Annotated in this window: 19 protein-coding genes; all 19 read right to left on the reverse strand. The window is 35.8% G+C overall.

Annotation, left to right across the window (positions count from 1 at the left end; translation table 11 throughout):
* Nucleotides 1-27: 27 nt before the first annotated feature.
* The 19 genes from JZO85_RS02635 to JZO85_RS02725 all read right to left on the reverse strand — a co-directional run bounded on the left by JZO85_RS02635 (nt 28) and on the right by JZO85_RS02725 (nt 19,883).
* On the reverse strand, nt 28-3,312 hold the full coding sequence (locus JZO85_RS02635) for a VaFE repeat-containing surface-anchored protein (protein ID WP_207106952.1): 3,285 nt from the start codon (nt 3,310-3,312) through the stop codon (nt 28-30).
* A 170-nt stretch (nt 3,313-3,482) separates the two neighbouring features.
* Nucleotides 3,483-4,076, reverse strand: a complete 594-nt coding sequence (locus JZO85_RS02640; RefSeq protein ID WP_207106953.1) for a DUF1989 domain-containing protein — start codon at nt 4,074-4,076, stop codon at nt 3,483-3,485.
* 93 nt (nt 4,077-4,169) lie between these two features.
* The gene (locus JZO85_RS02645) at nt 4,170-4,682 is read right to left on the reverse strand and encodes a hypothetical protein (protein ID WP_242550173.1); all 513 of its coding nucleotides are present in this window, start codon (nt 4,680-4,682) and stop codon (nt 4,170-4,172) included.
* 30 nt (nt 4,683-4,712) lie between these two features.
* Nucleotides 4,713-5,198, reverse strand: coding sequence for an antirestriction protein ArdA (locus JZO85_RS02650; RefSeq protein WP_207106954.1), 486 nt, complete (start codon nt 5,196-5,198; stop codon nt 4,713-4,715).
* A 16-nt stretch (nt 5,199-5,214) separates the two neighbouring features.
* On the reverse strand, nt 5,215-5,763 hold the full coding sequence (locus JZO85_RS02655) for a hypothetical protein (RefSeq protein WP_207106955.1): 549 nt from the start codon (nt 5,761-5,763) through the stop codon (nt 5,215-5,217).
* The gene (locus tag JZO85_RS02660) at nt 5,753-7,003 is read right to left on the reverse strand and encodes a replication initiation factor domain-containing protein (protein WP_207106956.1); all 1,251 of its coding nucleotides are present in this window, start codon (nt 7,001-7,003) and stop codon (nt 5,753-5,755) included. The genes JZO85_RS02655 and JZO85_RS02660 overlap by 11 nt, the downstream gene beginning before the upstream one ends.
* Nucleotides 7,004-7,400: 397 nt before the next feature.
* Nucleotides 7,401-7,712, reverse strand: coding sequence for a hypothetical protein (locus tag JZO85_RS02665; RefSeq protein ID WP_206918150.1), 312 nt, complete (start codon nt 7,710-7,712; stop codon nt 7,401-7,403).
* Nucleotides 7,713-7,746: 34 nt separating this feature from the next.
* On the reverse strand, nt 7,747-7,980 hold the full coding sequence (locus JZO85_RS02670) for a hypothetical protein (RefSeq protein ID WP_242550174.1): 234 nt from the start codon (nt 7,978-7,980) through the stop codon (nt 7,747-7,749).
* A gap of 188 nt (nt 7,981-8,168) precedes the next feature.
* The gene (locus JZO85_RS02675) at nt 8,169-9,977 is read right to left on the reverse strand and encodes a reverse transcriptase domain-containing protein (RefSeq protein ID WP_207106957.1); all 1,809 of its coding nucleotides are present in this window, start codon (nt 9,975-9,977) and stop codon (nt 8,169-8,171) included.
* 574 nt (nt 9,978-10,551) lie between these two features.
* Nucleotides 10,552-11,769: an FtsK/SpoIIIE domain-containing protein gene (locus JZO85_RS02680; RefSeq protein ID WP_207106958.1), complete on the reverse strand. Its 1,218-nt coding sequence runs from the start codon at nt 11,767-11,769 to the stop codon at nt 10,552-10,554.
* 183 nt (nt 11,770-11,952) lie between these two features.
* Entirely contained in the window at nt 11,953-13,767 is a 1,815-nt protein-coding gene (locus JZO85_RS02685) for a hypothetical protein (RefSeq protein WP_207106959.1), read from the reverse strand.
* A gap of 180 nt (nt 13,768-13,947) precedes the next feature.
* Nucleotides 13,948-14,358, reverse strand: coding sequence for a DUF961 family protein (locus tag JZO85_RS02690; RefSeq protein ID WP_207106960.1), 411 nt, complete (start codon nt 14,356-14,358; stop codon nt 13,948-13,950).
* Nucleotides 14,359-14,360: 2 nt separating this feature from the next.
* Nucleotides 14,361-14,711 carry a hypothetical protein gene (locus JZO85_RS02695; RefSeq protein WP_207106961.1) on the reverse strand — a complete coding sequence of 117 codons (351 nt, stop codon included), beginning with the start codon at nt 14,709-14,711 and terminating at the stop codon, nt 14,361-14,363.
* Between the two features lie 997 nt (nt 14,712-15,708).
* Nucleotides 15,709-15,942, reverse strand: coding sequence for a DUF3850 domain-containing protein (locus JZO85_RS02700; protein WP_207106962.1), 234 nt, complete (start codon nt 15,940-15,942; stop codon nt 15,709-15,711).
* Nucleotides 15,943-16,338: 396 nt separating this feature from the next.
* Nucleotides 16,339-16,719: an ASCH domain-containing protein gene (locus tag JZO85_RS02705; protein WP_207106963.1), complete on the reverse strand. Its 381-nt coding sequence runs from the start codon at nt 16,717-16,719 to the stop codon at nt 16,339-16,341.
* A 35-nt stretch (nt 16,720-16,754) separates the two neighbouring features.
* Nucleotides 16,755-17,024 (reverse strand): type II toxin-antitoxin system Phd/YefM family antitoxin, encoded by a 270-nt coding sequence (locus tag JZO85_RS02710; RefSeq protein ID WP_207106964.1) that lies wholly within the window; start codon nt 17,022-17,024, stop codon nt 16,755-16,757.
* 420 nt (nt 17,025-17,444) lie between these two features.
* The gene (locus JZO85_RS02715) at nt 17,445-17,651 is read right to left on the reverse strand and encodes a hypothetical protein (RefSeq protein ID WP_207106965.1); all 207 of its coding nucleotides are present in this window, start codon (nt 17,649-17,651) and stop codon (nt 17,445-17,447) included.
* Nucleotides 17,652-17,903: 252 nt separating this feature from the next.
* Nucleotides 17,904-18,950 (reverse strand): hypothetical protein, encoded by a 1,047-nt coding sequence (locus JZO85_RS02720; RefSeq protein ID WP_207106966.1) that lies wholly within the window; start codon nt 18,948-18,950, stop codon nt 17,904-17,906.
* Between the two features lie 90 nt (nt 18,951-19,040).
* Complete coding sequence (locus JZO85_RS02725) at nt 19,041-19,883, reverse strand: CPBP family intramembrane glutamic endopeptidase (protein WP_207106967.1); 843 nt, start codon at nt 19,881-19,883, stop codon at nt 19,041-19,043.

Genomic DNA, 19,883 nt, shown 5'->3' on the forward strand with positions numbered 1-19,883 from the left:
CTGGTATGGACGCTTCGTTGATCTAGCTTATTTTTTATTTTGACGTTTCTTGTTTACAACAATAAAAAGAGCACTAGCAACGAACACAAAGCCTAAGAAAATCCAAGTCACTGGACTTCCTAATGATCCTGATGTTTGAGGCAACGCACCTGCTGGACTAGTCGGTTTTACTGGTTCGACTGGTTTATTAATCGTTATCGTTTGGCCTTTGTTGTTGAAGTCTTTTTCAGAAGCTACAGGCTCATCATTATAAGTCGTTTCTTCAAAAGCGACCAATTGGATCTTACTGTCTTTACCAAATAATTGTTGAACAACGACATCTTCAATCGTCACAACGATCGTTCCTGTTGATTCTTTCGGTGTGAATTTGATGGTTGAAGTTAATTCTTTCCCATCAATCATGACTGGTAGTTTTGTCCGTGTATCCATCCAAGTCACTTTTTGATCGTACTCAACGTTTGGCGTTAAGTCTTCAAAAGCAACCTTATCAGTCAATGTCACTTTGCCATCGAAAGTGACTTCTATTTTGCCATTCACAAGAGCTTGCGTACCGATCTTAGGATTTCTTACTTTCCCTGTTTGTTTCTCATTCTCAAGTTCTTTTTCATCGGCAATCGGTGTGTCATTTGTTGATAGCTGCTCATATGCAACTAAGACTTTTCCTTTCGCATCAGATAAGTTGGCTTCAAATGGAACATCGACATAACCTTCCAATAATTCAACATCATTCAGTGTTGAAAACTCAGTGGCTTCTTCTTGTTCTTCCACATCTGCTGGTTCTTCGGTATCGACAACATCTTGCGTGGCTGCTTTTGGTTGAATCATTTCTTTGGATTCATCTGAATCTTTTGTTGCTTCTTTTTCTTTGTCGCTATCGTTTTCTTTTGATTCTTCTTTTTCAGCCGCTTCTTTGGCGAGTTTTTCATAGTATTCTCTCGAGTTGATAGTAGAAGTGACGGTGCCATCCTTCCCAGCAACAACAGTGATTGATCCTGTCACGTTGTCTCCGTTCGGGTCTTTGAATTCTTTTTCAGATTCACGATCCATCATGATTAAGTCAAATTTGTAGTTTTGTCCTGAGATAAGGTTCTTATAGAATACCCGATCGAATCCTTTTACTTTTGCCAATGGATCAGAGATTTTTGTTTCGTTTTCGTTCTGATCATAGAAGAAAAACTCGGTATGGATTTCTGGAGTCACAAATTGAATCGCTTCTGCCTCATTCGTCAAATCATCATGACGAGCGACTTCTTCCCACTCACCCGTTGAAGGATTGTAGAATTCTAAGACATTAATCCAAACACCCTTTTTACCATACATTCCTGTGGCATCAAATTCTAAATACACATTTTTAACGAATTGGGCTTGTTTTGCTTCGAACTCATTCACTTGCTTCAAGGATTCTTCGCCAAGCTGTTCACCTGTTCCAAACTCGACAAAATCAGAAGTCAGACGTAATTTCGCATTTGCAGGTGCTTGATTTGCCTGAATCATGACTTCATCTCGTAGCTTTTGTCCGATCATTGGATTCACAAATTGTGCTCCGTCTTGGTTACTTGCTTGAGAAGTCATACCAAAATTAAGCGTTGGATTATTTACGTTAATCGTGTTTTCTCCAGATTTCACTATGATCAATCCTTTTGCTTTTTCTGGATCAATGTAGTGACCTTTGATGGTTTTAAGCTCTTCCCAGTCGACTTTTGTGTTGTTCTTCAAGTCATTGGTGATCTTGATTGTCCCATTTTTATCCGTTTTTACTTTATGATCCTTGCCGTTGTAGTGAAGATTAAATTCTATGCCTTCAAGGTTTTTACCTTTATCATCCTGTTTGATCAGTGTTAAATTGGCGTAACGTGGATTACTCACATTAATCGTATTTGAACCGGATTTCACTACTAACGATCCCTTCGCATTGGCTGAATCAATGTAGTGACCAGCAATTGTTGCGGTTTCTTCCCATTCAATTTTCGTATTATTTTTCAATTCATTTGTCACTTGAATTTGACCGCTTTTGTCGGTCTTGACAGTATGATCTTTCCCATTGTAAGTCAATTTGAATTGAACGCCTTCAAGGTTTAGACCCACGTCATTCTTTTTGTTCAGCGTAACATTCGCATATCGAGGATTGGTCACTTTAATTTCATTGGAACCTTCCTTGATGGTGATCTTCCCTTTTGAAGAAGCAGAATCAATATAGTGACCAGCGATCGTAGCCATTTCTTCGTACTCCACCACTGTACCGATAGGATAATTTGGTGATTTTAAATTCCCATTTGCGTCTGTTTTTACGGTGGTTGATTTTCCATCGGCCGTTAGTTTGAAAGAAACGCCAGCCACATTGTCGCCTTTGTCATTTACTTTTTTCAGTGAAATATAGCCTTCTTCCTTCGCATTATGAAAGACATAGATTTTCTCAGCAGGCGACTTCGTTTTAATATCAGAAACAATATTTCCATCAGGATAATACGAATGCCAGAACTTATTCTCGCTCGGTGTATTTCCCCAGAAGAATCCAATATGGCAGTCATAATTGGTTACCGATACATCTGGTTCAAAATAAATAATATCCCCTTTACGCATGGTGCCACTCGCTAACATTTCAGAAACCGTATTGTACGTATCCGCATAAGTTGTCGCACGTAAAACATCACGCCAGTTATAGGCGTTTGCGGCACCACCAAATCCCGTACTATTATTCGTAATTCTTGAAATATCGCCTCCAGCTCTACGAATAACGGTAGCCACAAATCCTGTACAGTTCATCCCAGGCCCGTAGCTTGTTGGTGCTCCATTTGGACTCAAACAGTAATCTTCGTCTGGATTTATATACAATCCACGATAAGGGGTCCCTAGATAAAAACCGTCATTTTGATGAGCAGTCAATTCAGCGTTAATTGCTTTTGTAGAAATACCGAAAAACGTGGGTAAATCTGCCGATAATGCTCTCGCACTTCGGAAAAGAACTGGATCACCAGGAACGCCAGCTCCAGAACCATAAACACTGCCATCCAAGGTTACTTCTCTTTGTACCTCTTCTTTATCCTCAGATGTCACAGTCTCTTCTTCTTTTGTACTTTCAGAAGACTCCGTGCTGTTTGTACTTTCCGAGTTTTCTTGGCTCGATTCACTGGTTGATTCTACCGGATCAGCTTTCGTGGCTTCTGTGGACTTCGGTTTCTCATCACTCTTTTGTACCTGAGTTGCACTGGTGCTTTCCGCATAAGCTGTGATCGCTTGAATTGGAATGATTTGCGTAAGCAGCGTGACGATCATCACGAGCGAAACAAGTATTCTACTGATTTTCGTTTTCATAAACTTCCTCCAATAATAGTTAGTATTTTTCCATTCGAGTTCACTTATGGACTTCGATTTCTTACCTGATGAAAGGCGTTTACCACCTTTTTAGACAAAAAAAATAGCAACGTTCTATGAATGAGGCTTCTTAGGACGTTGCTTTAGGTACTTTATTCAATTTTTTATTGCTAATTTTTGACAACAATCTTTATAGGTGTACACTCTCCTCCATTACAATCACTCTCAGATACACTACATGCCGCCACAGCTAATAGAACATCCATCTCAGCTAACAAAACAATTTTATCTCCTGCTTTAGATTTTGGTGGCTCTACAGAAATCTTCCCATTTGGTAGTATTTTAGTGTACATAAAAATATTAAAAGGTGTGATTTCTTCTTTCCTGATATCAAAAATTTCTGTAAGCGACTCATTGATGTTGGCTAAACAGCTAGAATGGCCTTTCCCCGTTTTGTAAAAGAAATCATACATTTCTGGTCGACAACATGGGTGTAATAAATCATGCTCCTTCACATCATCTTCAATGATAGTAAACATTTTATTGTAACAGTTTGTATAAAGCGAATCTCCTTCACTGACTTTCAAACTCTCATTACAATCAATCGTTACACCTGCAGATAGAAATTCTTTGGGATTTTTTTGATTTACTGAAAAGAAATCAACTACTTGTTGCCCTGCTATATCGATTATCTCTATTAAATCGCCCTTTGTTACCGTAATATTTAATCCCGACTTTGCTTCTACAATATATTCATTTTCCATCATCTGTCCCCTACTTTCTCTTTTCCATATTATTCTATCACAGGAATATAGTTGCATCATGATAACGCTTGAAATGAATACTATACATTTACATTAATTTTTTGGATACACTACTTTCAAATGACACTTCTTTACAAAATCTATAGGAATCATCTTCTCAGCATATGCAGAATTGATTTCCGTTACACGAACTTCACCATATTCTTGAAGATATGACCAAAACTGTTCTGTCACATTCCATTGCCTTTTTTTGACATAGTTCATAAAGTAGGATCGCTCTTGATTCACCTCATCCATTCGCTCAATCACCTGAACAAAGATCGGATCATAGATAAGTCGTTTAAACTGACCATCTAACCACTCGAAAGTTACTGGATAAGTTATAACATCCAACTGTTTCAATTCTCGTAAAAATAAATTTCTAAACTGTTCGAACAATTCATCAAAGTTCAAATCTTTAAACGGAATTGTCAAAAGATACTCAGTCAATTTCGCTTTGTACCAGTAATAAATTTCGCCAAAGAAGGCTTTTCCCTCCGCAATACTTTGTAATAAATCTTGATTCCCAAGGTGAAAGGAACCTGCATATTTGATCAACTTCATCATATGAGAAACACCTTTCTAACCTAAGAAGAGCTACTTCATGAAACAGCCATCCGAAACATAGACAACTTGTCCATCCAATCGAATATCTCGCCCAAGTGCTTCTTCATCAATGTAGTTTTCTAATTCCTTGGGTACAGTAATCAAACCTTGATCAACCCAGTAACTTCCAAGTTTCTCGTCTGTATCAACATCGGCAAAGAACATGACATCCTCAGCGTTCTCCAGTAAATCTTCTTCTGACGAAAACAAATCTCCTATTAATTCTTTGGCATGATCACGTACTTCACTGGGTAATTCCGAATACTGTTCATACAATTCGTTTAATCGATCCAAACTATCATATTGGGTCACAGTAAATGGTGCATCTGAATCCAAAATAATGGTTTCTTCTTCGGATTCATTTAGACCAAGTTTTGTGGCAATGTCAGAGTAGTCCACTGGTAGGTCAAACCAACCACCTTGAATTGTTCCACTAACATATTTAGACAAATTGGCTATATAAATTTGTGCCTCCATCAAATACACTCCTTATCTAAACGAACTTATTTTCAATCAGTAAGACTGATCCTTGATAAAAAGGTTCATTGGCATAGCGACCAAGATCAAGTAATTCTTCTTGGATAAACTCTTCGGTTACGACAAGTTTTGTTTCTTCACAAATGGATTGTCTTAATATCTTTCGCACTTCATCGACTGATAAAAGAATAAATCCTACCTGCTGGTTGTAGACTTCTGCTACACAGCTTGCATAAACTGTTAATGGTTTTACACCTGCCTTCACAGCGATCAAAGCATTTTTCGGAAGCGTAAAAGAGTAAAACTCAATTTGACTCAAATTACTTGGTTTCACTTGCCAACTTAACTCTTCCAGTTTGAGTTCATAACTATTTCGAACCTCTAGCAATCGTGCAATTTCTTGCCATGCCGGATCATCCTGGAATTCACCACGTTCGAGAATTCGTTCGATCAAATCCATCGAATAATTGAACACACTCAATGCTCGAATTCGTTGATCAATCGCACAGATTTTTCTCTGACAATAATTGATTCCTGAAAAAAGGTGATCCTTGTTATCCTCCAACTAAATCACCTCCTGATGATTGGAACCAAGCAAGATAGCTTTCTTTATCTTCACTCAACTCCACATTTTCAATCGTCGCATTCACAAAATCTCGGCCGGAAAGTTCATCAACAATTTTTAGCAGTTTTAGCGTGGGCGCTACTTGGGTTTCAAACCAACGTTCTGCACGTTCGATCGAAAACTTTTCTGCCTTCATGGAAAAATTCAACTCTCTGACGGTTCGAAACATTTTGGCCCAACGCTCATTCACAATTCTTGATTCAGAATCAAGCAAGTCATAAACTGTCAATTTGTCATTGATCAATCCAGCGCCGATCTCTCCTAAGTTCGTTCCGGTAATAAAGAGATCAATAATCTCGGTTGCTTTTTCCGCAGCACAGCGCAATTCATAACGGTTGTAGATGCCGTATTTTAGTAAGGCATCTTCCACTGAAATCCGCTCACGATTGGCAATCTCATATCGCTTTTCATAGAAGTTGAAGTACATTGGTGATTTTCTTGAACCAAAATAAAGGGATAGCCCTTTGTTTCTAGCTACCCCCGATTCCGTATAATACCCACCATAATTTTCAAATAATTTGAAGCTGTCTTCGATCAATCCTTTGTGCTCTTTTTCCAAGATGGAAAACAAATCAAAGTATTCTTCATCTTCTCGCATCCACATTTCATCAATGGCAATATCAATCCGGCTACATTGCACACGACTATAGCAGCTTTCTAGCATTCCTTGTTTTTGCCAAAGGTGCAATAGGTATTCCTGCCAGTCTGTTTTTCGTTCCTTCAATACCAGTTCATATTCACGGCATCCTTGCCCTGAAAACTGGATCAATACATTTTTCGTAGTTTCTTTTGTGTGCCAAAACACCCAGATATTCCCTCGTACAGATACTTGGTCAAACATGTAGAGTCCTGTTGAACGGGTTTCAAACTCTAACTCATCCATGCCTAACACTCGTTGGATAATATCTTTAGGTGCTGCTTCAAAAAAGGACAAACGCAAATAATCGATCATGACGCGCATTTCTACCCCATGTTTCATGTAGACACGAAAATAATCTTCGAGCTTTTGTTTCACCTCTTCTGGAATCGAGCGCTTGCCTTGTTCCATTTTTTTGTAATAGGACAAAGAGATGTCCAGTATTTGTGCAAATTTTCGTTGAGAAACTGGCTTTTGTTTTCCAGTCTTCGCATTGGATAACCCAAATTTGTATCGATAGTTTCGCAGTTCTTTAGGCTCCAATTTTTCTACACCTCAATTAAATAACGAAATCGATTTTTTTGGACTCTTCAAAAAGAGCAATCAAACCTTTGGGATTATTGACTCTTAATTTTTGTGTCCCTTCAAAATCGTTAAAAAGGACACAAAAGTTCATCTTCGATGAAGCTTGCCATAGCGCTCTTTATTGATCTTTTTTTGTTTCGTTATTTTATTTCTACCCCCCCTATTAGATACTGGGGGGGAACGGATGATGGCAGGCTGCCGCCTGCCATCATCCATCCACGCACACTCATGGCGTGTGCGTTTGCCCTTGACATAAGCGGCTGGCGCCGCTGTCAGTGCAAACGCCACGCTCGATTGGGTGCATGGCTATGCTGGGCATAGTTACCCACCAGTATCTAGGTTGGTTAGTAGTTGGTTAAAAAATATTTCGTTCCATGGTTAATCGTTCATCGAGTTCTTCTGGTGACAAGAAGGTGGCGAAAATAGCCGCTGTTAAATCCTTCTTTTCCTTATTCCTCAATGAATACAACTTTTTTAGCAGTTGAATGTCCTCTTCTTTCAATAAAATCTGAACAACAGGAATCCCATTTCGCAAAATACTCTTTCGTAAAAAATGATAGGTGGTTCGTTTTTCAACCTTTGCGATCCATGAATACAAGGTTCGAGCAGAAAAATTTGGATCAATTAATTTAGCAGCCGTTTTTACTCGGTAGTATTTTTCACTCACAGTCCGTCACCTCCTTGATACAGAACAACACAAGCTACTCTATCGTAATGTTTTCCAATTGGTTCAGTCGTTCTTGTCTTTCCTTTTGATATTCTTCTGAAATCAATTTTCTTGTCTGCAGCTCATCTTCCTCGTTATACATGGCATCCATCATTTCCTGGTCCTTTTTCGTGATTCGCATCGCATCAAAATCAAGCTCGATCATTCGATCAAATTTAGCGAACTCCGTTAGAAAATCAAAGTCATCAGGAACAAATGGACTGTACAATTCTTGAGGAATGCCTTTACCAATATCCAGATACCCTCTACCGACACCAGATTTATTAACGAAACTTTTATTTTTGTTGTCGTCGTAGGGTAAGTACCCAGCGCCTTGCTATATCTCTATAGCAGGTTTCCAAATACTCCCCTCCAAACCGTACGTACACCTCTCGATGTATACGGCTTTCCACTTGTTTAATCTAGCTTGCCAGCGTGCAATTTCACGTGACAGTTATGACAAAGAATCAGTGTTTTTCTCCTTCTTGCTATCATTACTTGTTCCCATTGTTTTTTTCCTTTTAAATTTTTCAGCTTCCTAACATGATGAACTTCCATTCTACCTTCGGTTTCTTTACACCATTCGCATCTGTTGGCAGTTAGCCGTTGGGTTAATTCCGTTCGTGACTTATAGATAATCGTATCTGGAAAGCTGTCAATTTTAGAGGATCTGTTTACTGTTTTCTTTTTGGGAAATCCCTCATTATATAACAAACGATAGTTTGTTCCTTGCCTCGTTTCATAAGGAATCATGAACTCGCCATTTTGCTTATATTTTCTAAGAATTTTAGCGATAGACGATTGATACTTTGCAGCTAATGTTTTAAATAAGCTATAGCGCATTACGTACATGAACGAATTTAGCACATTTGTATTGCTAGCTAGGCAAAAATAGTTGTAAATCCCACGAATTTCTGCATTGTAAGTACTTAAAATTTCAATATCACTTAAATAGATGAGTGTTGCTCGATGCTTTGGCATCCATGACCCATCTTGTCGGATTGTAATTGTCCCCAATTCTTTTAATTTGTTAATCCATGTTTCTTTAGGGATGTAGAGTTTACACTTATAGGAGTAATAGCGTTTTTTTATACCGTTTTTATCTCTCTTGACTGCTTTATCTCTACTTACGACTACGTGATAACCTAAAAATTTCGCAAACTTTCCAGAATGAGTAATCAATGTCTTTTCCATTGAAAGTTCTATTTTCAATTTTTCTTTTAAGAATCGTTGTATATCACTTTTGATAGTTTCTGCATCTTTTTTTGAACCTATCAGACCAATAATAAAATCATCGGCATATCGAACATATTTGATTCTTCGATAACTTTCATCAAAACTATCTGAATAAGGTAGTTGTATTAATTGATCATGCATAGCCTTCAACTGATCTATGATTACTTGTTTCTCTGTATTTGTTAGTTGCTCATTTTTTAGTTTTTTCCTTAGCCAATACATCTTCGATTCAAGCCGTTTATAGCTTTCATCTTTTCTCCGTTTTTTACCTAGTTCAAATGATGCTTTATATTCCTCCATGTACTTATCCAATTCATTCAAGTAAATGTTTGATAAGATTGGTGAAATGATTCCACCTTGCGGTGTTCCACTATAAGTTTTATTGAATTTCCAATCTTCTAAATAGCCTGCACGCAAAAACTTCCATAATAGACGTAAGAATCGATGATCATTAATCTTTTTGCTCAATAATTGAATGAGAATATGATGATCAATGTTGTCAAAGAAAGACGAAATGTCGCCCTCAATAAACCACTTACTTCCGTTAAATGTATTGGATATGTCTCCAAGTGCAGTATGGCAACTTCTATTAGGTCGAAATCCATGTGAGGAAGAACTAAATTCTCCTTCATAAATAGCTTCCAAAACCATGCAAATAACTTCTTGAAGAAGTTTATCTATAAAAGTAGGGATACCTAGTGGTCGTTTCTTTCCATTCTTCTTTGGAATGTAAATACGTTTCACTGGTTTAGGTTGATAGTTTTCTGATTTTAGAGATTCAATCAATTTTTCTATTTTTGTCAGATTAAAACCATCAATTGTTTCGCTAGAAACACCAGGTGTTAAGTTGCCACTTTTTGAAGCGATATTCCCATAAGCCATAATATAGAATTCTGGATTGTATAGATTTCTGTAGATTCTTTCAAACTTATAGTCTTTTTGCTTTGTTTTCTTTGCTAGATTGTTTAGAATAACTTCTGGATTTCTCATAGAGCCTCACGCTCCTTCCTTAATTATTTAAACGAAACAAGCTGATTCCCTTCGCCATGTACTAGGCTTTCCCTAGCTCAGACTACTACGAAATCTCCGTTACCTTATTGGATATTCAGTGCCATCGCTCTTGATTCCTCTTGAGCTTTATCACCATGACTGGCATTGCACATAGCTCTTACGAGCATTCCAGCTTAGGTAATCCCCGTTTAGCGCCTGTAATAATAACTGCATAAAATTTCGGATGTGGGTTTCATCTGTATTCTTCTTTATAGAAGTTCTCGTTGTTAGAGATACGTATGTTATAGACTTCGGGCGATACCTATAACATCTAACAACATACAACGTATCTAACTATCTTTCGTTGTAGGGATGACTGACTCAGACAGACCACCATTCAAGCAGTATAGCTTTCATCCTTGTTTTTATTTTTTAACTTGCCAGCTCAGTCGTGGATAGATAGTTTTCCAACTTGCGGCTTTACCAACATGCTACACTCCCTGCTTAGTTTCCCTTGCAGATAAGTTGGTTGTTAATAGAGTAAAAAATTCGTATCTTATTCTCTAGTGTGTTGTTAGCACACAATCATTACAGGCCCGTACGGGCGCACTCCATAAGTCATTTTATAGCCCAGCTCAGATAATCGACCTAGTGAAGCTTTTGCCAGTAAATTATCTCGTAACCCGTTGGGTAAATTTTGAGCATCCGGTCGCTGCAAGGCAATAATCATATAAACTCCTGCTTGACGACCTTGTAGGATTAATGGCATTAGTACCTTTAAGACTCGCTCGGTTTCTTTGTAATCTAAGGTAATAAAAAATGCCGCCCATTCATCCACGATCACAACGTATGGTGGCATTTCATAGAAGGCATAGTTTTTCCCCATTGTGTAATTTTCATGTTCACGCATAAACTTATAGCGCTTGATCATCATTTCCAGACTGTCTTCTAACAACCTAAAAATCTCTTCTTTTTCCATCACAACATGACCTTTAAATGCAGGAAGTTCAGCTAAAACACCTAAGTCAGACCGTTTCGGATCAGCAATCTTTACTGTGCCAATTTCCATGAACACCTTAATTAGCGTGTAAATGAAATAGGTCTTTCCACCACCGATTCCTCCGCTGATCAACATATTCGGCATTTTATCATAGTCCCATAAGACACCTTTCATCAGCTCGATTGATCCATTTCTAGCTTTGACCTCTCGAATAGATAAACGGCGATCCTTCGTATCCAGCATCAGTTTATAAGTGACAAACATCGGCACACGATCCACTTCAACTAGATCACCTAAGAAGAGTTCTTCTAGAACTGATCCCATCGATAAAAATTCCTTGTGGTGTTTCCCACCTAATTTGAAGGTAAAACAATCTAGGGAATCTTTTCTCCGATAATAAACACTCGGTGTTTGAATCAGCTCTTGCGATCCGTTCTCCATCTTTCTCTTTTTTATATCTACCAAATTATTTTCGATCAGATATTTCAGCAACCATTGGCATCTTTGAAGCCTGCTAAAATAGCCGCCTTTTAATCTGGATTGCTTAATGACTGATATGGAAACACAAATATTTGAGAGTAGTAAAAACAAACCAAGCATTCCTGCAGTCACAATTTGTTGGAAATACCGCTGATTCCCATTCACCAAAGATATGATTTCTGTCTGCTTTGACCAACATAACCAAACAACCATGGCAAATGATGGAAGTGAAAAAAGAAAGGTGTACCATACATTTAAGTATTTGTAATACAGTTGAAGCCTCTTTCCTTTATAGGAAAACAAACCTGTCAAACAATCACCTTCTCTCCAAATAAGCTATATTGATCAATAAAAAATAAGAGTAGTTGAATGATCACTTACATGACCAAAACTACTCGTCAATTCTTAATTAGGTTTGAGGTTTATTCGATTTTTAAAAAATGAATTTTAGATCCTATTCAATTCTCTACTTTATATGTTTTAACTATTTGTTCATTACATCGGTACTTCTTTTTCTTTATAAAAAATTGAAATTGGATAATCTGGAAAACTGTCTTTTGATTCTTCACTCATTTCTTCAAAGTGAATTTGTGCTTCTAAGTCATTTCCTAAGATTAAATATGCGCTCAAACGAAAATCATGAGATAAGGAATCATTCTTAGCAATCTCCAAAATTTCGAGCATGTCTTTTCTTTCTAGTAAACTCATTCTTTTCTTTATTTGAGCATGATTAATCATCTTTGTTACTCTGTGGATTTCATCATCAGAAGAGCTTGAGATACTTAACAACCAATTAGAAAAATCTAAGGCAGCTTCCAAAAATGAATCTCGAATTTCTTCCTCTCGAGCTAAATCAGCAGATTTTATTAGTTTTAGCAATAGTTCATTAGCATCATCAAAATGAAATTTTCCTATACCAATCTTCTTATAACTTTCCAAGAACTCACTAAAAATAATATTGTCAAGCTTATAAAGATAAGTATCTCTAGCAAAGTTAAATATTGAGACTCTATGGTCTTCGTCATTTTTTCTAACACAATTTATAGGTTTCTCTGATCTAAAAGGATCAACTATTCTAAAGTTACTATTTTCATCTATTTCATGAAATACCAAAAGTAAATTTAGTCCAGCGATCCTTACATTTGTTAATAAAGGTATATCTTCACGAATATTTTTAGTTGTCTTTCGATTTATTAAGCACTCATAAAGGATATCTAAATCAGAGACTTCATCAGTAGTAAGTTTTTCGATGTTTAAGTCTCTTTCTATTTCAAAATAATCTAGCAAAGCCTGGAATTTTTTACAAATGACCAAGTACTCTTTTTGAGTATTTAAATCAAGGCCTAAAGAGACCTCTTCTGATGCTGAAAAATCTATCCAATTATCCCCAACATAGAAACCCGAATTTTCGTACGCCTTGATAAAAAAATCTAAATCTTTTGAAACCTGTCTCACATAAGGTTTATTCTCAAAATTTACTTTCATAGATTTTTTCTTTAAATCAAATACTACCTCATTGCACTCTCCAAAATGAAAGGTTGTCTCATTTTTATTTGTTTCTTTTACGTATTTAGTGTAAAAGGTAATATTTCCAATGGAAACCTCTCGGTTAACTTCCTCACTGAAAATAATATCGTGAATTTGTTCTGATATTGGTATAGGAGTAGGATAATTAGGAATTTCGACATACAAAAATCTAGAACTATTTTCTATAATGTCATGAACATTTTCAGACTTAAGCGCAATACCAGAAAATGATATTTTATAATCTTGAGTAGGAAATTTCTCTTCTAAATCACTTATTGAAATGGGCTCTGAATCAACAAAACTAATCTGTTTTTTACTATCCCTATAAAAATTTAGAAAGATATTTCTGACTGCAGCATGTTTATCAGGTAGTTTTTTACATTTAACATTTATTGTCGTTGTATTATTTGATTTTATTTTTAGTAGTCTTTTAATTTTCAAAGGCTCAAGAGTAACGTAGTAGAATGAAATTCTCCCTTCCGAATTCAAATACGCAACAATATAAATGACTCCACCATCAAGTAAGTAGTTTCTTAAGTCCACAATCTGGATTGATTCACTTATTTTATCGGGAAATTTCTTCATCTCATGTCCCTTAACTTGTACTGAAACACGTCCAACTATGCTATCCTTTTTCTTTCCTTCTTTTCCATGGATTATTACTGTCCCATCCCAAGACGGTTCTTTATCATCAAACTTTATGTTTTGATCTAGAAAAGGATTCAAATCTAACAAACTGCATAATTGATTAATGGAATATTTTTCGATGCTTTTTGTATCCAATACAAGCCTCTCCCTTATAATAATCATGGATCAATTTTACCATTAAATTTACTATAATCGAAGTGCCTTAAACAGTTTGATACTAAAAGCTTTTATCACATAGTAGCTTCATTGTTAAAAAACTATATCAACTAGTCGAATTAATTCTGTTAGAGTACTCGAAATTATCTTATTTCTCTACTACTTTATCTTTTTAACACTAACATCAGATTTAGTTACATTTACTGAATCTTTTGGTTCAGATACTTTCTTTAGCCCATCTGCGTAAATATCTAACTCGTAGTATTCTCGATTTCCATCTTGAGCGGCAATGTATGTTAAATGAAATTCTGGATTCATTAATTCAACTGACTCACGCCATTTGAACTCTTCAATCTCAGCAGTCGGTGGAAATGTGACCCGACTTGAAATTTTTCGTTTATCCCCAAAAACCAACTCTGCTCTTTTTTTAGTGATCTCACCCGTGCTTTGGCGGGTTTCTTCATCAAAGCCTAAAACATGATCTTCTAATGAGCTAAAACGGATTGCGCCTAAACTTGAAATATCTAAAGCAGCAGTAATGTTGTTATTGTCCTTAAATTTTAATACCATACTTACACACCTTCCTTAACTGTTACACCAGATAAATAAAGAGAAAAATCTAAATAGCCATTCACCGAATTAATCATTCGGCCATCATCATTGGTTTCTCGACTTGTGATTCGAACTTTATCAGGTACCAAGTATGCCTCTTCAAATTCAACCTCCACTTCGCCTTCTGGTAAAGCTGCAGCACTTTTATCAACGACAATTGGTAAAGCACCATGTCTCTCTGAATCTCCATAGAATTTTACATAGCTGCCAAGAACTCCATTTATTTCTTTTGGCGCTTCCTTAAATTGTGTACCTAAAATGAAAACTCTCCCTACCCATTCTCTTTTTACTTTTATCTTAGTTAACTTCAAATTCTTTCCTTCTTTCTATTCATTCTCATTTTCTCTTTTCGACAAACAAAAAAAGCCATTCGTTTGGAATGCCTTTAAACTTTTGTATCTATTATTCAATTTAATAGCTCCATTTAGCATTTTAAGCTTGCTCATTGAGCACTAAACAAAAACCTTACTATCTAACTTTAAAATCGCTTAGAAGCTAATTTAGATGCGTTATGGAACTAATCTTTCAAAAACTGAGGAATCTTCAAAATAACAGAACAATATTTATAAGCAATCATCTTTGACTCGCACATTTTTTAATTAAATCCCCACCATTCGTTTAAAACCTATTCAATTAAAGTAAAATAGGTTGAAATCAAGTAGTAAGAAAATCATTGCTATTAAATTGTTTTTAAACCCATTGAACAAATATGTTATTTTCCGGTTCTTGAGACGGGGGTTCGATTCCCTCAGGGCGCATTATTATAGTAGCTTTTATGACACTTTTCATCTATGGATGGAAGGTGTTTTTTTAGTCCCTACTACGTTTAGTTTTTAAAACGAGAATGATTCCATCCCTCATTTAATTGCATGTCAAGACTGACATAAATTCATTATACTCGCACTTCTAACCATTTATCAATCGCAAGCCAATCAAATCTTATAATCCAATTAATTCCTAACAATAGATAATAATACCTTCGATGCTGTAAATATCCTTGTAATTAACATCATTAAAATATAGAAAAACAGCGGTAAAAAATTCCGTTCCCCCTAGATTTCATACGCTTTTCTTACTTCAATCCGATATAGAGAGTGATTGAAACAATGGAACGCTTACTCATGAGAATCTTCAAAAAAACTATCATAAATCGTATCCGAGATATTGATTAGAATCCATGCCTTAGTGAGTTGGACTATCGCTCTGATTCAAACATCCACTTAGACAACAAAAAAAGGGATAGGCTTCAATATTAGCTATCCCTTCAGAATATCAAGACCTTATTTTAATTATCACAATTAGCAATAATCAAATTTGTTTGAAACCGAAAACAACGAATCCTTCTTTCTGCTCGTATTTTGTAATATAGGTTATCACTCCAGAAATTTCTCTTCCAGTATAATCTTTATTTTCTGTAATCTCTTGCAAAAGAATTCTATCACCTACTTGAAAGTTTCGATCATTAAATCTTATTTCAAATTTTTTTTCTTTATTTTCTACAGCAATATAATACTCTTCACTAATTTTTAGCTTATGAGTCATGAAAAACCTCCCTCTTTGTAAAGCTCCTAAAGTTTAACAAAATTAACTGCGTCTATAAAGCAATTTTCATTGTCATACAAAAAAACGGGAATTTCATTAAGCTATGAAAAATTGTAAGTTTGCTCTTGTTCAACTTTCTGGAAATTCTCAATAATTTTGATATCTATAAATTATCATCTCTATCAAATAGCCTTCGTTGAACAACTGATAGCCGTTCAATTTTTTAGAATTATTTTAATCATTTCTTTATCTTTAAAAAATTGAAAAAATCAAGTAAGACCACATTTTTTGGATTATCTAATAGAGAAAATGAACATCTAAAATTATTTTTTCCTTCCGGAATAAAAATCTTATTTAGTTCTCTTCTCTACAATTTCAGATTTGCCAAAATACTATCTATTCCTCAATATAACAAAAAGACTGGGGAGCAACCTTAATACTTTCATCTAAACAGCTCAAGTCTATCGGGGTATCATACTTGATATATTCTTTAATTTGAATTGCAAAGCCAACATCTCTTCCTTGGAAATACTCGTTAAAAAATTTTTTTGTAATTCCTGAAAAATTTTTTGTTTCTTTCCAAATGTTAGAAGGCCTATCTTTTATAATGGACTCTATTTCGAATTCTCCCACGACTTTTCCATACGGCTTAGTTGCATATACAATAACAGAAGATACATCAGATCTTTTAAAAATACTCTTTCTATATTCAAACTTCTTATTTCCCTTATCGATTTCAGCAACGAATTCAGGTTTTATCGACATCAATACTTTCACAATACCCACCTTTTCCTAATCACGATTGTAGATTTTTATTCATTTGTCTCTACCTCAAGTAAATCATGAGTCTTAAAATTTCCTTTAGAGAATTGTTTGTCACCTCTGTGGATTTTCCCCATTACATATTCATTAGATAGTACCCTTAATGTTTCTTGCATGGAATCAAAATCTCTTTTTGACAAAACAACAATTGTATCTTCTACTTCTTTACTTGTTACGATTAGCGGCTCTCCATCTTCACTAACTTGTTTCATATAACTTCGTAAATTTTGTCGAAAATTTGAATAAGTGATTGCGTCCATATTTTTCACTTCCCTCTCAATTATCATTTCTAATTAAAACGTACAACATATTGTACGTAACATCCATTTGAATCTCTCTTTTTAAATTTACTTATTTTACATTCAAAGCTGCATTAGATACGGGTTATTTTAGTCTGCTGTGACTTTTGTGTATCAATCACTATTTTGATTTATTTTTTAGTGAATGATCTTACGATTACAAAAATAGCCTTGCATCTTTAAAAAAAGCAAGACTATCACATGATTCTGTCATTTTTCTCTCTATTGGGAGTTAGAATTGATTGAAGGCCAAGTGTTCTACAAAAGTTCATCATGACTTCCTATTCTTACCATGGACGTGTATTCAATCTTCCGCTTTCGAACGCTCCATTAGGTCCTTGACGGAATCCACTTTTTACAACTAGAAAAGTTTATGGAAAATCAGCTATGCTCCTGCTTCAATTTTTCAATCTCTTCGGTGGTTAATTTAGTAGCCTTTGCTACTTGCTCTACACTAACTCCAATTTTTAAGAATTCGATTGCTAATGCTTGTTTCGTCTTTTCCTCGCCTTCTTTACGCCCTTCTTCCATAGCAGTCACAAATACAGCGTCAGAAATAGCTTTGGATTTTTCGATATTCATGATCATGTCTTTTTCCTCGCTTTCCAATGTTAAAAATCAATTTTCCTTTTTGCTTCTTTGATATAGTCGGGAGCTTCCGGCTCAACTTCTCCGGTTTTTAGAAAATATTGCTAATGATAGGCGGCCTTTTGTTTTTCGATCATTTGATTTTTTAGACTGAGGAAACAGAGAATCAATAATTCCTTGTTCTCTTCATTGAAAAAGGCTGATGTGTTTCTTGATTGTTTTAATGATTAATCAAGTCTTTGATTATTATGTTCACTTAATACTGTCCTTCCACTCATCACTAATCTCTCGAACGCTATTCATGATTTTTATTATTCTCTCATCAACAGCTTCTGGCCGATTGATCGGTGTCCATGAAAGAAGCTGGATATATTGTGTTTTGCCTTCGAGAATGTAAAAGAAGATATGATACGGTAATCCCCATTGTTTCGACTCATACTCCGTCACCCAGTAACGATCAGTTTCTGTAAGAATCTCTAAAAATTCAATTTCCTGCCCTTCATACTTTCTCAAATCTTTTTCCATGCATGACTTGTAAGTATCTAAATCTTTATATTCTCTCTTATCGTCACAGGCACATCCTACTATTTCTGTTTCGTCAAAATTAGTTAAAACAAATATACTATTTTCACTTATTGGCGTATCTGAATCTTGCCAGTTAACAGGCGTATCAATTAAAAAAGTGAGGTGCCGTATAAAAATTTTCTTTGTTTCCCAATACTCTTGTTCTGAAACCTCATTAGAAAGCTCAATAACAATTCTTAACATTAGATCCAAAGTAGTTTCATCGCTTAAGAATTGATCGACAGGTGAGTTGGCAAAATACTCAAAAAAATGTGTGTCACTTTCGAAAATATAATAGATATAACGATCATATTCTCCGTTCGACTCTACAATAAACTGAGTGTGATTAATTTTTTTAATATCAACATATGTCTCACTAAAAACAACAGCTTCTACATCCGCAATCTTTCTAAAACGATCTTTATATATCTGCAAATCTGAAAACTCGTTTTTATCCGTAATAATGCAGCCCATTTGCTTTACTCGATCATTACTTCGAGCAATGAATTCGCAATCAGCTTCCACCACATCCATCTCTTCAAACAGAACGAATCCCCAATCCTCTGGTAATAAAAGCTGATGCTTCTCACCACTTCTCCCAATGGTCTCCCTCTTAATCCATTGTTCTTCTGTGAATTCCATTTCTCTTAGATTGGCTAATTTGTCTGTGGATTGTTGATGGCGATAAATAAAAAGCAAACAAGCGGCTAACAGAATGATTATAATAGAAAGCATTTTAGTAACCCCTAGTCTATTTAATTCAATAAAGCTGTTTTCTGGTGCTCTTGAAAATATACGTCCAAGCTCTTAATCACAAATTATGACCTATCTATCCCACCTTTCAGCAAACTTCCCCCAGTTTCGATTTTTAAGCGCAATGATCAAAAAATTGACAGTCAAAAGAAACGTGATGATTGTGCATGCGACTGACCCTTCTACACCAAAATCACCACCAGTGAGCAGCTGGTTATTACTCAAAATAGTGGTGGAAAAATAACCTGACGGCGTTGTCCCACTCACTGGAATTCCGAAAATCGCTCCTTGAATCCAATTCCATGTAATATGAACACCTACCGCCGCATGAATACTGTTTAAGGCATACATGACACTGCCCATCAGTGTTCCAGCTAGAGCAATATTGATCAATGCTAATGGCGTGATTCCAGGATTTCCAAGATGCAACAAACTGAAAATAATAGAAGTAAGCATTAATGCCGTGTAAGGACCAAATCGTAGAAGATGATGCTGGATGAACCCACGACATAAATACTCTTCTAGGAAACCAACCGCGATGAATAAGAATAATTGATTAACGATTTTCTCCCACGAATGATGACTTGTATTTAATTCATAAACCTTCAGTAAATATAGTGGAATGACCACCATAAGAAATGCGCCAATCCCAATCAGCAAGCCAATAAGCAGTTTTTTCGGTTCTCTTTTGCTCCAAGAAATGCCGTAATCAGCCAAGGTCTTTCCTTCTATTTTTGCGCTTAGTAATAAGCCGGCAAGAATAAGCACGATACTAAGGACAGCTCCTAGCATACTAGCAACCGTTGAATTTACATTTCCCAATGTGCTTGGTAAGATCTCGTATGCAGACATCGCAGCAGTAGCGAAAATGATTACACAAACAAAAGCCGCCATTCCCTTTCCAATCTTTTTCAT

The sequence above is a fragment of the Candidatus Enterococcus murrayae genome, from assembly GCF_017315985.1.
GTDB classification, from domain to species: domain Bacteria; phylum Bacillota; class Bacilli; order Lactobacillales; family Enterococcaceae; genus Enterococcus_A; species Enterococcus_A murrayae.